A 13,616-nucleotide genomic window follows, 5' to 3' on the forward strand; every position below is an offset into this window, starting at 1 on the left:
TACCCTGGTGTCTATCTGACTGATAGGTGATTGGCATGAGTGACCTGCTGGAACGACTCCGGGGACGCGGCTGGCGGCTGACCGCACAGCGCCGCGTCGTCGCCGAGGTCCTGGACGGGGACCACGTCCACTACACCGCCGACGAAGTGCACGCGAAGGCGTCCGAGCGCCTCCCTGAGATCTCCCGCGCCACGGTCTACAACACCCTCGGCGAGCTGGTCTCGCTCGGCGAGGTCATCGAGGTGAGCACCGACGGCCGCGCCAAGCGCTACGACCCCAACGCGCACCACGACCACCAGCACCTGGTCTGCGCGCGCTGCGGCACCATCCGCGACGTGCACCTGCACGGCGACCCGCTCTCCGCACTGCCCATGCCGGAGCGCTACGGCTTCGAGGTCTCCGAGGTCACCGTGACCTACCGGGGCATCTGCCCCAACTGCAGCGCCAAGTCCTGACCGCTGCCCGGCCCCCGTCCGGGCCGCGCCCCAGGCCGCCGCACCCGGCCCCATAAGCTCCGGGGCCCCGGGCCCACCCGGCCCGGTTCGTCACCGTCGAGCCGCGCCCGGCGCCCCGATCGGGGCCCGCCCCGCGCCCCCTTCCGGCCCGCCGGCCACCCCTCGCACCCCCGGTGCCCCATGGGCCCCGTGCGCCCCAGCGCCCCTCCGGACGACCACCTCCGCGGGCGGCGCACCCGACCTCGGTCGACGAAACCCTCCGCCCGCACCTCGCGCCGCCCCTCCCGCCGGCCGCGAACGGGCCTCCGACCAGCGCCCGAGCCCGACTCCGCCCGCTCCACGGCCGGCCGGCCGCTCGCTCGCACCTGCTGTCCCGCCCCGCACGCCCCTTGCCCGGATCTGACGGACCGTCATATCGTCGGCGGGCCGCGCTTTTCGGCCATCGGGACCGACCGTGTCCCGGGCCGCCCGGGAGCGCCCGGCCGGCGCCCCGACGGCACGTTGTCCGCACTCCGCAAGGAGCACCCGTGGGAGAGCCGCACCCGTCCCCCGCCCCTACATCCCCGCCGACCACCTCCGCCGACCTCACACCCTCCGCGCCGCCCACCCCATCCAGCCCGCACGAACCGCTCAGACCGCCCGCTCCACCTACATCCGCTCCACCTACATCCGCTCCCCCGGCCCTCCGAGCCCGCGCGCTGGCGCGAACGTTCGGGCGGGGCGGTAAGGCACTGGCCGCCCTCGGGCCGCTGGACGTGGAGATCGCGCCCGGCGAGTTCGTCTGCGTCGTGGGGCCGTCCGGGTGCGGGAAGTCGACCCTGCTGCGGATCGCCGCGGGGCTTCTGCGGCCCAGCGCGGGCGAGTTGGAGCTGCGGACCGGCTCCGACCGCCCGGCCGCGATGATCTTCCAGGACTACGGCATCTACGACTGGAAGACCGTCCTGGCCAACGTCCGCTTCGGGCTCGACGTCCAGCGCGTGCCCCGCGAGGAGGCCGACCGCCGGGCCCGGTCCTGGCTGGCCCGGATGGGGCTCACCGACTTCGAGACCGCCTATCCGGCCGCCCTCTCCGGCGGAATGCGCCAGCGCGTGGCCATCGCCCGGGCACTCGCCGTGGAACCGGAGATCCTGCTGATGGACGAGCCGTTCGCGGCCCTGGACGCCCAGTTGCGGACCATCCTCCAGGACGAGTTGCTCGCCCTCACCCAGACCACCCGCACCACCACCCTCTTCATCACCCACAGCCTCGAAGAGGCCCTGGTCCTCGGCGACCGGGTCCTGGTCATGTCCGCCCGGCCCGGCCGGATCATCGCCGAACGCCGACCGCCGTTCGCCCGCCCGCGCACCGGAGAGGTCCGCGCCGCCCCCGAATTCGCCGCCCTGAAGGCCGAGTTGTGGGAGCTGCTGCGCGGCGAGGTGGCCGGCCGGACCACCACCGAACCCGAGGGGGCCGTCCCCGCATGACCACCGCCCCCGCCAAGGACGGACCCGCCGCCGAACGCCTCCTGGTCCGCCGCCCCGGCCCCCAGGAGCTCAGGCCGGAACGCGCCCACCGCCGCCGGCGCACCCTCGAACTCACCCTCGCGGTCGCCGTTCCGGTGCTGCTGGTCCTCGTGTGGCAGCTGGCCGCCGCCCGGTCCTGGATCGACGCCCGCGTCTACCCCGCGCCCGCCACGATCCTGGCCGACGGCTGGCACCGGGCCCTGGCCGGCGAGCTGTGGCCGGACGTCCGCGCGACGCTCCAGCGCGTCCTGGCCGGCTACGCCGCCGGCACCGTCAGCGGCTACCTGCTGGGCCTGTTGATGGGCTCGCTGTCGCTGGTGCGCGCCGCCCTGGAGCCGCTCCTGGACGCCCTCTACGTGGTCCCCAAGTTGGCGCTGCTGCCGATCTTCCTCAACATGTTCGGGCTCGGCGAGGGCCCGCAGATCGCTCTGGTGGCGGCCACCGTCTTCTTCTTCGTCTGGATCTCCACGATGGCCGCGGTGCTCGCGGTGCCGGCCGGCCACCGGGACGCCGGCCGGGTCTTCGGCGCCGGCCGCTGGCAGATGTTCCGGCACGTGCTGCTGCCCGCGTCCCTGCCCGCCGTCCTCGTGGGCGCGCGGATCGCCGCCGGCGTGGCCGTCCTGGTGATCGTCGCCTCGGAGCAGATCGCGGCGGCCGACGGGCTCGGCCACTTGATCTTCGACTCCCGGGCGCTGTTCCAGAACGACGTGATGTTCGTCGGCATCGTCTGCGTGGCCGTGCTCGGCGTGGTCTTCTCCGAACTGGTGCGGCTGGCCGGGCGGTTCCTCACCCCGTGGGCGCCCCGCGACCGCGGCCGGACGCAGAACTGAAGCCGCCCCGCACCCCGCCCCCGCACCCACCGTCCCCGGGCACCCCCAGGCCCCCGAGCCCCCGGAACACCGGCCCGTACGGAGGTCCCATGCGCACCCGCACCCGCACCCGCACCCGACCCACCCTCGCCGTCGCCGTCCTGACCGCCGCCCTCGCCCTCAGCGCGGGCTGCGCCGCCGGCCCGAACGCCACCGCCCCCGCCAAGCCGCGCACCATCAAGGCCGTACCGGGCTGCGGCGCCGGCTCCTGGACCGACCCCGCCGACCTCTCGCCCGGCCGCGCCCCGGCCCGCTGCGCCAAGGGGGCACCGGCGCCCGCACCGCTCGGCAAGCGCCGCACCCTCACCGTCGCCACCGGCACCCTGAGCGCCGAGTACGTCGCGCCCCTCCGACTCGCCCTGGCCAAGGGCGAGTTCCGCAAGGAGGGCCTGGACGTCCGGTTGAAGGTACTGCCGACCCCGGACGCCCTGCCCCTCCTGGCCAAGGGCGACGTGGACGTCCTGTGGGCGGCCCCGGAGGCCGCCGTGGTCAACGGCGTCAACGGCGGCTTCGACATCCGTTGGGTGGCCGGGAACTTCTCCCCCGGCCCGAAGTCCCGGAGCGGCCTGTGGGTCCGGCTCAAGAACGGGCAGGACGCGTCCTCGGTGCCGCTGAAGGGCGCGACGCTGGGCACCATGATCGGCAAGGGCTCGGTGATCATGTACCCGATGGACCGGGCCTTCGCCGCCCACGGTGCCGCGCTGGACTCCGTCACCTTCCAGCAACTCGGCTCGGCCGACGTCCTCACCGCCCTGACCGGCGGCGGCGTCGACTCCGCCTGGCTGCTGGACCCCGTGTGGCGCCAGGTGGACGGCGACAAGCAGTACGCCTACCTCGGCGGCCAGCCGCAGGGCGAACCGCTCGGCGGCGCCCTCTACGGACCCAACCTGCTCCAGAAGGACCCGGACGCCGGCGTCGCCTTCCTTAGGGCCTACATCCGCACCGTCAACACCTACTTCGCCGGCGACTACAAGGCGGACCGGGCGTTCGTCGCGGAACTGGCCGGGCTGCTGAAGGTCGATCCGAAGATCCTCGCGTCGGTGCCCCCGCTCCGGATGGACTGGGAGATCAGGAAGGGCACCACCGACCGGCTCCAGAAGACCTACCGTGACGCCGACGTCACCAAGGGGGCACCGCTGCCGGAGGCCAAGCTCGTCGACCGCGACCTGTACGCGGAGGCGGTCGGGCACCGCCCGTAGCCGACACCCCAAGCACACCGAAGGCCCGGATCCTCAAGGGATCCGGGCCTTCGGTTTCAGTAGCGGGGACAGGATTTGAACCTGCGACCTCTGGGTTATGAGCCCAGCGAGCTACCGAGCTGCTCCACCCCGCGCCGTTGTGTGTTTACTGTAACCCCACCGCGACGACCAGCGCAAATCCCTTCCGCCCGCCCCGGGAGCAGTGCCCGGGAACCGGTCCGTTCGACCGCGTCCCGGGCCCGATCACCGACGTCGCCGGCCGGCCGTCAGGCGCTCAGCTCCTCCTGGAGCGCCGTCCGCAACCGGGCCGCCCGCTCCGCCACCTCGGGCGGCCCGAGCTCCACGGCCCGCGCGCACCAGCGCTGGGCCTCCGCGAGCGCCCCGCGCCGGGCCGCGATCAGCGCCAGCCGCAGCGCCGCCCGGCCGTGGCCGCTCTCGGCGGCGCGCTGCCACCACAGGACGGCCTCGGGGAGGCTGCCCTCACGGGCCAGCAGCAGCCCGAGGTTGAAGGCCCCGTTACGGCTGCCGGCCTCGGCCGCGGCGCGGTACCAGGTGGCCGCCTCCACCGCGTCACCGCGGGCCGCCGCGAACATGCCAACCCGGACCTGGGCGCGACGGTGCCCCTGCCGCGCGGCCCGCTCGTACCACTGCCGGCTCTCGTCGTCCGCGGACCGCTCGGCGTCCGCCTCGGCGGACCGGCGGTCGAGGAGGTCGGCGAGTCGGAACGCCGCCTCGGCACTGCCGCCGCCGGCCGCGCAGCGCAGGTTCCGCTCGGCGTCCTGGAGGTCGCCGTCGCGCAGCTGCGCTATGGCGACCTGGAGCGCCGCCTCGGTGTGCCCGGCGGCCGCCGCCCGCTCATACCAGGAGCGCGCCAACCGCTCCTCGCCGCGCCCGGCGAACAGGATGCCGAGGTTGAACGCGGCGTCCACGCTGCCCGCTTCGGCCGCCTTGGAGAACCACGGCTCGGCCCCCGAGGCGTCGCCGCGCTGGAGCAGCAGGATGGCCAGCGCGTTGGCCGCCTCGCGGTGCCCGGCGTACGCGGCGCGGCGGTACCACTGCTCGCCCCGGCCGGGCCGGCCCTGTTCGGCGCAGAGCAGGCCGAGGTTGTAGGCGCCGTTGACGTCGCCGGCGTCCAGCGCGGCGCGGTACCAGCGCTCGGCGCTCTGGAGTTCACCGCGGTCGGCGTGGAGCGCCCCCAGGGCGTTGGCGGCGTTGCCGTCGCCGTCCTGGGCGGCCCGCCGCCACCACTCCGCTGCGCTCTCCTCGTCGCCGGCGTCGCGCAGCAGGAAGCCCAGCGCGCAGGCAGCTCGGGCCTCGCCGTCCCTGGCCGCGGAGAGGTACCAGCGGCCGGCCTCCTGGACGTCGCCGCGCTCCTCCAGCAGCGCGCCGAGTTGGAGCGCGGCCCGCCGGTGACCGCGGGCGGCGGCCTGGCGGTACCACTGCTCGGCCTCGGCCTGCCGGGTCAACTCCCCGTAGGCGGGCACCGCCCGGCGGTCGCCGTCGCGGCCGTCCTCGATGACCCGCGCGAGGCGGTAGGCCGCTTCGCGGTGGCCGCGCTCGGCGGCGGCCCGGAACCAGCGCTCGGCACCGATGTCCCCGCGGTGCTCCAGGAGGTCGGCGAGGGCGTAGGCGCCCAGGTAGTGGCCGGACTCTGCGGACTGGCGCAGCCAGTATTCGGCGGCCGGCTCGTCACCGCGCTCGCGGTAGTGCCGTCCCAGGGCGTGTGCCGCGGCGGCGGAGCCTGCGACGGCGGCGATCCGCCACCAACCGGCGGCCTCGTCGCCGTAGCCGCGCTGGTGGAGGAGGACGCCGAGGTTGTTCGCCGCCGCCCGGTCCCCGGCGGCGGCCGCGGAGCGCAGGTGGGGCTCGGCCCCGTCCAGGTCGCCGCGGCGCAGCAGCATCGCGCCCAGTGCGCTCATGGCGGCGGTGTCGCCCGCCTCGGCGGCGCGGCGGTACCCGGACTCGGTGACCGCGTCGGACGCCTCGGCCGCACCGTCGGCCTCCATCGCGTCCATCGCCATTTCGGAATCGCGCCCGTCGTCGGGCGCCTGCACAAAACGGTCCGTCTCCAACAACCTTGCCTTGTCCCCCATAAGAACCATCGTCGCATCACCTGTTACCCGCGTACACCTGGTATACCGCAGCCGGTGAGGTCACTTCAGCGTTTTGTCGACTTCCCGACACGGCGACATGCCAAACTCAAGCACACGACTTTCCCCCGTGGGTTGTCCGACCCGCCCGTGGCGAGCTTTACCCCGAACGCATGACAAAGGCCCGGATTCTCAAGGAATCCGGGCCTTGGTCTATCAGTAGCGGGGACAGGATTTGAACCTGCGACCTCTGGGTTATGAGCCCAGCGAGCTACCGAGCTGCTCCACCCCGCGCCGTTGTGACTCCAACGTATCACGCCACGGGGACCACTGTTGACACACGGGCCTCGGTGGCCACCGGTTCGCACCGGCGGCCACCGGACCACGGCCCGCGGCAGTGGCTCAACTGCCGGACTTGCCGCCCTTCTCGGACGCCTTGGCGGCCCGGTCCAGTGCGGCCTTCAGTCGCTTCTGGGCGTCGCCGTAGGCGCCCCAGTCGCCGGCCACCCGTGCCTTCTCGCCGTCGTCGTACGCCTTCTCGGCGTCCGACAACGCCTGCTGCACGGTCTGGCCGGCCGGCGGCGGCTGCTCGCCGGTCTGGCCCCCGCCGGGCGGCGGTTCCGAGCCGGTGGTCGGCGCCTTCTTGCCGAAGACGACGTCCAGCGCGTCCTTGAGGCTGTTCTCCAGGACCGGCTTGCTGTCGCCGTAGCTCACCAACACCTTCTTCAGGAGCGGGTAGTTGGTGTTGGCACCGCGCAGGTAGACCGGTTCGACGTAGAGCAGCCCTTCGTCCAGGGGGACGGTCAGCAGGTTGCCGTACTCGATCTCCGAGTCACCGAACTTCTTGAGGATGTTCAGCTCGTTGGCGATCGTCGGATCGGAGTTGAACTTCGACTGCGCCAGCTGCGGGCCCGGCACCGGCGTCTGCGCGGGCAGCTTCAGCAGTCTGATCTTGCCGTAGTCGTTGCTCGTCGCATCGGCGTCGACCGCCATGAAGGCGCCCAGGTTGTCCTTCTTGTTGGGCGTGAAGGTCGTCGTCAGCGAGAACGCCTGCTGCTTCTGTCCTGGCATCTTCATGCTCAGGTAGTACGGCGGCACCGCGTTGCCCGACTTGGTGGTCGGGTCGCTGGGGATCTGCCAGCGCTCCGAACCGGTGTAGAAGGTGCCGGGGTCGGTGACGTGGTACGTGGTCAGCAACTGGCGCTGCACCTTGAACAGGTCCTGCGGGTAGCGCAGGTGCGCCAGCAGGTCCGGGCTGATGTCGCTCTTCTTCTCGACCGTGCCGGGGAACGCCTTCATCCAGGTCTTGAGGACCGGGTCCTTGGTGTCCCACTGGTAGAGCTTGACCGTGCCGTCGTAGGCGTCGACCGTCGCCTTGACGGAGTTGCGGATGTAGTTGACCTGGTTCTGCTGGGCCACCACCGCGCGCTGGCCGTTGGTGAGCGAGTCGGCGGTGCTGTCCCCCAGGGTGGTGCGGGAGGCGTACGGGTAGCCGTTGCTCGTGGTGTACGCGTCCACGATCCACTGGATCCGGCCGTCGATCACCGCCGGGTAGGCGTCGCCGTCGATGGTCAGCCAGGGGGCGACGGACTCGACGCGCTCCTTGGGGGTGCGGTTGTACAGGATCCGCGAACCGTCGCCGATCGCGCCGGAGTAGAGGATCTGCGGCTCCCCGAACGCCACCGCGTACGCGGCGCGGTTGATCGGGTTGGACAGGCTGACCCCGCTCTTGCCCTGATAGCGGTAGCTCTTCTCACCGCTGTCGTCGGAGTAGTCCAGCTCCTTCTGCGGCCCGCCCACGATGGAGTACTGGGTGGTCTTCTCGCCGTAGTAGACGCGCTGTTCGTGCGGCGGCAGCTGGCCCTTGGAGGGCAGGTCGGACTCGGTGTACTGCGGGCCGCCGCCGTCGGCGGTCTCGGTCCCCTTGGCGGTGACCGCGCCGTAGCCGTGGGTGTACTTGAAGTGGTCGTTGATCCAGTTGCGCTCGGGGATGCCGGCGAGGTTCAGCTCGCGCAGGCCGATGACGGTGTCCTGCTCCTTGCCGTCCTTGTCCTTGTACCGGTCGACGTCCAGGGTGGACGGGAACTGGTAGTAGGACCGCACCTGCTGCTGTTGCTGGAAGGCCGGCGAGACCACGTTCGGGTCCAGCAGCCGCATGCTGGCGACGGTGTCGGCGTCGTCCCGCAGCCGCTGGCTGTCCGCGTCGGAGGTCGGCTTGTAGTTGCCCTTGTACGACGTCACATCGGAGTCCTGGATGTCGTACGCATCCCGGGTCGCCTTGATGTTCTGCTTGATGTACGGGGCTTCCTTGGCCTGCTCGTTCGGCTGGACCTGGAACTTCTGGACGATCGCCGGGTACAGCCCGCCGATCAGGACGGCGGAGAGCACCATCAGGCCGAACCCGATCACCGGCAGCTGCCAGGTGCGCCGCCACAGGGTGGCGAAGAACAACACCGCGCAGATCGCCGCGATGAAGAACAGGATGGTCTTCGCCGGAAGGTAGGCGTTGGCGTCCACGTAGCGCAGACCCGTCCAGTTGTCGGCCGACTTCAGGCCGCTGGACTTCACCGCCAGGCCGTACCGGTCGAGCCAGTAGGCGACCGCCTTCAGGGAGACGAACAGGCCCAGCAGCACCGAGAGGTGGCCGGTGGCGGCGGCGGTCGCCCGCGAACCGGGGCTGGTCAGCCGCAGCCCGCCGTAGAGGTAGTGGGTGAGCGCGGCGGCCACCAGGGACAGCACCACGCAGGCGAAGCCGAAGCTCAACAGGAAGCGGTACCACGGCAGGTCGAAGGCGTAGAACGACACGTCCTTGTGGAACTGCGGGTCCGTCGTGCCGAACGGGACGCCGTTGACCCACTGGAGCCACGTCCGCCACTCACCGGAGGCGGAGGCCCCGGCGATCAGCCCGATCACCGCGGTGACCGCGACCAGCGCCCACTTCTTGAACGGGGCGATGCCCATCCGGTAGCGGTCCAGGCTCTGCTGCTCCGTGGACATCGCGCTGAGCGGCGGCCGCAGCCGGTGCGCCAACCAGACGTTGATGCCGACGGCGATCGCCATCACGATGCCGAAGGCGAAGAACAGACCGATCTTGGTCCACAGGGTGGTGGTGAAGACCGAGGAGAAGTGGACCGACCGGTACCAGAGCCAGTCGGTCCAAAATCCCGAGAACATCACGAAGAGCATGGCCAGTACGGCCAACGCGCCCAACGTCATGAGCAGGGTCCTGAACCGCCGCGACGGTCGGCCGACTCTGATCCGTGGCCCGGTGGGGCCTCCGCCGCGGTCCGGCATCTGGAAAGCCAAGGTGCGCACCTCGAAGTTCGCTGTCGTGTGGAGCAGGCCCGGCGATAGTAGGACCCAGTGATGCAACTTACGACGGCTTTACTCGGTTCCCGATTTCCGGGGTGTACAAGGCACGATGTTGGGCATGACCAACCTCCCCGTTGACGGCACCCCCCTCGCCGCCGACCCGCTGACCCGTGCGGTACTCGAAATCGACGAGTACGCCGCCGGCCTCGGCTGGGACCAGCCCGCCCGTTTGTTCGCCCTCGTCGACACCGTGAAGCTCCGCTCGCAGGAGCCCTCGCTCGCCGCCCAACTGGGCATCGACGACTCCGTCGGCACGTCCTTGACCCCCATCGAGCAGGACGAGATCCCGGCCGGAGCGCCGCTGGACGAGTTCCTCGCCACCATCGCCTGGCCGGACGCCGTCGTCGGCTGCGCCCTGACCGTGGAGCGGCTGATGCTCCCGCCGTCCGCCGAGGAGGCCGAGCCGGCGGGCATGTCCGAGAAGCAACTCGCCAAGTGGGTCGCCGAGCACCCCGAGCGCCAGGAGGTGCGGATGACGGTGGCCGTCCTCCGGGACGGCTCCCGCGAATCGGCGCTGCGCCTGCGGGAGAAGGACTCCACCTCCGAGGTGCTCACCGGCAAAGCGCTGGTGCCCGGCCTCGCGGACGCGCTGTCGGCGACCTTCGAGGAGTAGTCGCCGACGGTGGGCCGCCGGCCCGCCGTCGCGCGGCGGCGCCGCTACCGGCCTGCCGGGCTACAGCTCGGCAGGCCGGCGGTGTCGTGGTTGCGGATCTTCTCCAGCGCCTTGACCGCGTCCCCTATGGTGCCGACCTTGACCAGCTTCAGACCGCTGGGAGTGTCCTTCGCGGCGGCCGTGCAATTCTCCGCGGGCGTCAGGAAGAACTCCGCGCCCTTGTCCCGCGCGCCGACGGTCTTCATCGAGATGCCGCCGATCGGGCCGACCTTGCCCTGGTCGTCGATGGTGCCGGTGCCGGCGACGAACTTGCCGCCGGTGAGGTTCCCGCCGGGGGTGAGCTTGTCGACGATGCCGAGCGCGAACATCAGGCCGGCGCTCGGACCGCCGACGTCGGCGAGCTTCACGTCGATGGTGAACGGGAAGATGTGGTCCACCTGGGCCTGGATGCCCACCACCGCACGACCGCCGTCCGCCACCGTGGTGATCGTGACCTGCTTCTCGGGGCCCGCGGGCCGCTTGCCCTGCTTCTCCGCGGCGGCCGCGTCCTTGGCCGGGATGACGGTGAAGACCACCTTCTCGCCCGGCTTGTGCCGGGTGACGAGCTTGGCGACGTCGCCGGCCTGCTGGACGGTCTTGCCGTCCACCGCCTTGATCACGTCGCCGGCGTGCAGCAGCCCGTCGGCCGGCTTGTCCTTGACGACGGCGCCCACCACGGTCTGACTGGCGACCGGGACGTGCAGCTGCTGGAGCGCGGCGACCTTCGCGCTCTCCTGGGACTGGGAGAACTCCTCGGCGTTCTGCTGGTCGGCCTGCTCGGCCGTCTGGCCGTCCGGGTAGAGCGTCTTGTGCGGCACCACCGCGCTGTTGGGGTCCAGCCAGCCGTAGACCGCCTCGAAGAGGTTCATGTTGTAGTCCGGCCCGGTGACCCGGACCGTGGTCATGTTGAGGTTGCCGGTCGTCGGATACGTCTTCCGCCCGGAGATCTGCAGGACCGGCTCGCCGTTGTGGTCGCCGAGGGTGTTGACCGTCGGCCCCGGCGACATCTCGGCGTACGGGACGGGAATCAGCACCCCGGCACAGAGCAGCGCGATCAGCATCAGGGTCGAGGCGAGCAGCGTCGCGGTGCGGCGTGGCATGGAACGACAGTACGGGACGGGTATGACAACCGGCCCGCGGGGCCGTCCGTCCGGGGGCCGACGGTCGGGCCGGGCGCCGGAAGCCGTCAGACCGGGTCCGAGACGCGCTCGGGGACCGTCGGGGCGACGGCCGCGGCGTGCTGCTGCTTCTCCATGGCCGCGCGGAACCGGGCGTAACCCGCCAGCTCGGCGACGTCCCCGGTCCGGCGGTTGCGCACGGCCCAACTGCTCCACAGCGCGGCGATCAACCCGGCCAGCACCGGAATCAGCAGCCAGAGCAGCGCTCCCATGGCGACCTCCCTACCCCTTGCGCGCCCGCGATCGACGAATAAGCAGATTAACCATCTGCCAGGTCAACGCTGGTGCCGGGGAGCCGGTTACGCAACCGGAAGCCGGGTTACCGGTTCGGCCGCGGCCGGGGTACCTGTTCGGCAGCGCGGAACCGCCGGGCGGCCGTCCCGCAGGGGCGGCCCCGCTAGGCGCCGACCCATTCCTCGGTGCCGTCCGAGAACGTCTGGTGCTTCCAGATGGGGACCTCGTGCTTGAGGTCGTCGATCAGTTTGCGGCAGGCGGCGAACGCCTCGGCGCGGTGCGGGCAGGAGACCGCGACGACCACGGCCAGCTCGCCGATGGCCAGATCGCCCACCCGGTGGACGGCGGCCAGCGCGCGGACCGGATAGTCGGCGACGACCTTCTCGGCCACCCGACGCAGCTCCTCCGCCGCGGTCGGATGGGCGGAATAGCCCAGTCCGTCGACGTCCGAGCCCCCGTCGTGCGAGCGGACGGTGCCGACGAAGAGTGCCGTGCCGCCCGCCGCGCGGTCCCCGACGGCCGCGAAGACCTCGTCCACGGACAGCGCGCCGTCGCGGATCTCCAGGAGCCGGATGGGGTCCTCGCCGCCCTGCTCACCAGGGTGGTCGTGGCCGGTGGACGGCCGGGTGTGCGTGGCAGACATGGTCCCATCGTGCCGTACCGGGTGCCCCGCAGGGAATGGCCGTTTCCACCGGGCGTGCGGGGGCCCGTTTTGGAGGCTCGTACAGTCCCCGGCCCTCCCGGACCCGCCGCACGGGCCTGCGGCCGGCCCCACGGCGCCGGCCCCGCAGGGGGTTCAGATGCGGCGGCGGGCCTTGCGGGCGCGGCGGACCAGGGCCGCGGTGCCCAGGAGGGCGACGGTGGCACCGGCGGCGCCGGCGGCGGTGGCGTCCTTGCGGCCGAGGCGGCGGCCGGCGACCGTGTGCCGGCCGGCGACCTCCTCCAGCAGTTCGGCGAGGACCTCCTCGTTGGTCCACCGGGGCCGCCAGCCCGCGTCGTGCAGCCGGCTGCCGCTGACCACCCAGGGGTGCATGGTGTAGGCGAGGTCCCCGGCGGGCGACGGCGTCAGGCCGATCCGGTGCAGCCGGGCCGCGGCGCCCAGCGCCACCGACGACGGCAGCTCCATGCGCCGGATGCCGGAGAGCTCCTCGACCTCCTCCTGCTCCAGCCAGCCGTCGCAGCCCACCGCCAACTCGCCCTCGACCTTCTCCAGGGCGGCGTGCTCCAGGGCGCTGACCAGGTCCTCCACGTGGCAGAACTGCCAGGCCGGACGGGACCCGGCGACGACCAGCAGACGCGGCGACTCGAAGTAACGGGTCAGCGCGGTGTCGGTGCCGCCGACCAGGATGGCGGGGCGGAGCACGGTGACGTTCAGGCCCGGGTGGGCGCGCGGGGCGCGGTGGGCCAGGTGCTCGATCTCCAGGAGGTCGCCGACGCCCGTGGCGTCCGCGGTGGCGCGCAGCTCGGCGTCCTCGGCGAGCGGGACGTCGTTGTCGGGCAGCGCCCCGTAGACCATGGCGGAGGTGCACAGCACCACCCGGTGGACGCCGGCGGCCGCGGCCGCGGTCAGCACCGTCTGGGTGCCGCGCACGTTGTAGGCGGTGCGGGCCGTGGCGTCGGTCTCCAGGTCGAGGTCGAGGGCGAGATGGACGACGACGTCCGCTCCGCGCAGTTTGTCGGCGATGGCCGGGTCGCGGACGTCGAGGACGTGCCACAGCGCCTCGGGGACGTCGCCGGGCCGTTCGTCGATGGCCACCACCTGCTTGACCTCGTCGGACGCCACCAGGGCGCGGGTGAGCAGCGCGCCGACCCCGGAGGCGGCTCCGGTGACGGCGACGACGGGACGGCGCAGCGGCCGGTCGGCGTCGACCGGGGTGCGGTCTGCCTGTTCGGCTGTGGCGGCAGCGTTTCGCGCTGCGCGAACGGTCGGATCTGGGGAACTCACCGGGCGTCTCCAGCGGTTGTCTTCAGTACGGGCGCGTCGGACGGGTCCGTACCAGGTGGCATCCATCCTGCCGCAGCCACCGGGACAGCGAAGCACCGAGCCCCAGGGCGGGGCGAGTGT

General features: G+C 72.3%; 11 protein-coding genes and 2 tRNA genes. 5 read left to right on the plus strand and 8 right to left on the minus strand.

From position 1 onward, the window contains the following. The first annotated feature begins 35 nt into the window (after positions 1 to 35). The 4 genes from ACLJT4_RS00670 (at position 36) to ACLJT4_RS00685 (ending at position 4,025) form a co-directional block, all read left to right on the plus strand. Positions 36 to 455 (plus strand): Fur family transcriptional regulator, encoded by a 420-nt coding sequence (locus ACLJT4_RS00670; RefSeq protein ID WP_351463291.1) that lies wholly within the window; start codon positions 36 to 38, stop codon positions 453 to 455. 698 nt (positions 456 to 1,153) lie between these two features. Next, the gene (locus tag ACLJT4_RS00675) at positions 1,154 to 1,918 is read left to right on the plus strand and encodes an ABC transporter ATP-binding protein (protein WP_411121053.1); all 765 of its coding nucleotides are present in this window, start codon (positions 1,154 to 1,156) and stop codon (positions 1,916 to 1,918) included. Further along, positions 1,915 to 2,787, plus strand: coding sequence for an ABC transporter permease (locus tag ACLJT4_RS00680; protein ID WP_411120497.1), 873 nt, complete (start codon positions 1,915 to 1,917; stop codon positions 2,785 to 2,787). Before ACLJT4_RS00675 ends, ACLJT4_RS00680 begins: the two co-directional genes overlap by 4 nt. Positions 2,788 to 2,876: 89 nt before the next feature. After that, the gene (locus tag ACLJT4_RS00685) at positions 2,877 to 4,025 is read left to right on the plus strand and encodes an ABC transporter substrate-binding protein (protein ID WP_411120498.1); all 1,149 of its coding nucleotides are present in this window, start codon (positions 2,877 to 2,879) and stop codon (positions 4,023 to 4,025) included. A gap of 60 nt (positions 4,026 to 4,085) precedes the next feature. On the opposite strand, the gene ACLJT4_RS00690 is transcribed toward ACLJT4_RS00685, so the two are convergent. The 4 genes from ACLJT4_RS00690 to ACLJT4_RS00705 all read right to left on the minus strand — a co-directional run bounded on the left by ACLJT4_RS00690 (position 4,086) and on the right by ACLJT4_RS00705 (position 9,409). Further along, positions 4,086 to 4,159 (minus strand) — tRNA-Met (locus tag ACLJT4_RS00690). A gap of 132 nt (positions 4,160 to 4,291) precedes the next feature. Further along, the gene (locus ACLJT4_RS00695; RefSeq protein WP_411120499.1) at positions 4,292 to 6,127 is read right to left on the minus strand and encodes a tetratricopeptide repeat protein; all 1,836 of its coding nucleotides are present in this window, start codon (positions 6,125 to 6,127) and stop codon (positions 4,292 to 4,294) included. Between the two features lie 208 nt (positions 6,128 to 6,335). Further along, positions 6,336 to 6,409: transfer RNA gene (locus tag ACLJT4_RS00700), tRNA-Met, on the minus strand. A gap of 108 nt (positions 6,410 to 6,517) precedes the next feature. After that, positions 6,518 to 9,409 (minus strand): UPF0182 family protein, encoded by a 2,892-nt coding sequence (locus tag ACLJT4_RS00705; RefSeq protein ID WP_411121054.1) that lies wholly within the window; start codon positions 9,407 to 9,409, stop codon positions 6,518 to 6,520. 136 nt (positions 9,410 to 9,545) lie between these two features. Between ACLJT4_RS00705 and ACLJT4_RS00710 the strand changes: the two genes are divergently transcribed. Beyond that, positions 9,546 to 10,100: a PPA1309 family protein gene (locus ACLJT4_RS00710; RefSeq protein WP_411120500.1), complete on the plus strand. Its 555-nt coding sequence runs from the start codon at positions 9,546 to 9,548 to the stop codon at positions 10,098 to 10,100. 44 nt (positions 10,101 to 10,144) lie between these two features. Here ACLJT4_RS00710 and ACLJT4_RS00715 read toward each other — a convergent pair whose 3' ends face one another. The 4 genes from ACLJT4_RS00715 to ACLJT4_RS00730 all read right to left on the minus strand — a co-directional run bounded on the left by ACLJT4_RS00715 (position 10,145) and on the right by ACLJT4_RS00730 (position 13,496). Beyond that, the gene (locus tag ACLJT4_RS00715; protein WP_411120501.1) at positions 10,145 to 11,239 is read right to left on the minus strand and encodes a PDZ domain-containing protein; all 1,095 of its coding nucleotides are present in this window, start codon (positions 11,237 to 11,239) and stop codon (positions 10,145 to 10,147) included. 86 nt (positions 11,240 to 11,325) lie between these two features. Then, positions 11,326 to 11,529, minus strand: coding sequence for a hypothetical protein (locus ACLJT4_RS00720; protein WP_411120502.1), 204 nt, complete (start codon positions 11,527 to 11,529; stop codon positions 11,326 to 11,328). 185 nt (positions 11,530 to 11,714) lie between these two features. Then, positions 11,715 to 12,194, minus strand: coding sequence for a molybdenum cofactor biosynthesis protein MoaE (locus ACLJT4_RS00725; RefSeq protein ID WP_275463033.1), 480 nt, complete (start codon positions 12,192 to 12,194; stop codon positions 11,715 to 11,717). Positions 12,195 to 12,347: 153 nt separating this feature from the next. Then, positions 12,348 to 13,496, minus strand: a complete 1,149-nt coding sequence (locus ACLJT4_RS00730) for an SDR family oxidoreductase (protein WP_411120503.1) — start codon at positions 13,494 to 13,496, stop codon at positions 12,348 to 12,350. Between the last annotated feature and the right edge of the window lie 120 nt (positions 13,497 to 13,616).

The organism is Streptomyces sp. x-19 (assembly GCF_046549115.1).
In the GTDB taxonomy this organism is placed as follows: Bacteria; Actinomycetota; Actinomycetes; order Streptomycetales; family Streptomycetaceae; genus Streptomyces; species Streptomyces albulus_C.